General features: G+C 55.3%; 3 protein-coding genes. 1 reads left to right on the top strand and 2 read right to left on the bottom strand.

Annotation, left to right across the window (positions count from 1 at the left end):
- The coding region (locus EFR00_RS32730) for an NAD-dependent epimerase/dehydratase family protein (RefSeq protein ID WP_125864905.1) at positions 1–413 on the top strand (413 nt) is incomplete at its 5' end.
- A 540-nt stretch (positions 414–953) separates the two neighbouring features.
- Here the strand turns inward: EFR00_RS32730 and EFR00_RS32725 are convergent.
- Both EFR00_RS32725 and EFR00_RS32715 read right to left on the bottom strand, forming a co-directional pair.
- Positions 954–1,193 (bottom strand): hypothetical protein, encoded by a 240-nt coding sequence (locus EFR00_RS32725; protein WP_077994912.1) that lies wholly within the window; start codon positions 1,191–1,193, stop codon positions 954–956.
- A gap of 147 nt (positions 1,194–1,340) precedes the next feature.
- A partial coding sequence (locus EFR00_RS32715; protein ID WP_148102834.1) for a transposase domain-containing protein occupies positions 1,341–1,436 on the bottom strand: 96 nt, incomplete at its 5' end.

Below are 1,436 nucleotides of genomic sequence, written 5' to 3'. Positions count from 1 at the left end.
GCCAGCCGATCGAGATCTACGGCGAAGGCAATATGAGCCGTGATTTCACCTATATCGATGACCTCGTCGAAGCGATCGTCAGATTGTCGGCAATTGCGCCCCGCGAGGAAAATCGCCTCGACGACGCGGCGGTCGAAACGCTTTCGCGCCAGGCGCCCTTCCGCGTCGTCAATATCGGCGGTGGCCAGCCGGTCAGCCTGATGGATTTCGTCGAGACGGTAGAAAAGGCACTCGGCCAGCCTGCCATTCGCCAGATGCTGGCGATGCAGAAGGGCGATGTGCCGCGCACCTTCGCCGCCCCCGATCTGCTTGTCGCGCTGACGGGCTACAAACCGGCAACGACCTTGGACGTCGGCGTAAAAGCCTTCGTCGACTGGTATTTGGAGGCTCATCAAGAACTTAACAGAATCTAGCTAGCCGGTAAATCATTCCGCACTTGTCTTCGATCCGCCGCTGCATTTAAGCTTTGGCTCTCTTGGGGGATAATCCGAACCGAGCTACTGCCTTTGATAACTTCTGATTTACATACTAGCCTATATTCAAAAATAGCGATTCAGCGAGACATCTGGGTGGCCTACAAGATCATCGCCGTGCTCATTTTTGCTTCATGTGTCTTGGCAATTGTAATTGCCAGCACCGAGGGCGGATATAGACCGCCAGTTTGGCCGGAGATAAGCGCCCCAAAGACCGGCCGTTTACCGCCGATTCAAGGTAATCCTCCCATGGATGAGTGGCTTCAAAAGTAGAATTTTCTCACCAAGATGCTCGAGGAGATTTTGATGAAGAAAAGCCGATTCCCTTGGTTCATGGCGGTGTTGTAACGTGGAGGATCGGAGGTCCCTTCATATCTTTGGAACACGGAATCAACGCTGTGATAGTGTGGCTTGCTCAAGCGCAAGGGTTCATCTGCTGGCGCGACAGTGTCTGGCGTAAGCGTCCGGTGGTGGGGCGGGTTACGCGGTAGTGACGATAAGAACGACCACAAGCACCCACGGCATCAGACCGATCCATCCTGCCATAGGAGCTTGGCAAATCAGTGAGCCATCCGGGACACGTTTAAATCCCAGCCGGTTAAATCCTGTCTCGGTCGAGGATACGGATTGCACGCGCACTTTCCCGAGGGTGATGAGCGGCAACATGAGCCTGGCGGTGGTGTAGCCAATCACCTCAAGAATAAAGTCGATAATGATCAATTAACATACCTGGCGAGGATAAGCTTCCGGCTCGAGATCGTTGAGCTTCGCGGTTTCGATCAGCGACAGAATGGCGGCGGCACGTTCGCCGCCCTCGTCCGATCCGGCGAAGAGCCAGTTCTTGCGTAAGCGGCAAGCTGAGACCGTTCAGCGCGCGTAATTCCACGGCATGAGTGCATCGAGATCGCTGCTCGACCAGCCGTTGGCGATCCGCTCAAGTGTTTGGGTGAGCCAAGCCTGCGG

This window comes from Rhizobium sophoriradicis, assembly GCF_003939025.1.
GTDB lineage: Bacteria > Pseudomonadota > Alphaproteobacteria > Rhizobiales > Rhizobiaceae > Rhizobium > Rhizobium sophoriradicis.
Note: the sequence above shows the minus strand (reverse complement) of the source record. Positions and strands in the feature narration are given on the sequence as shown.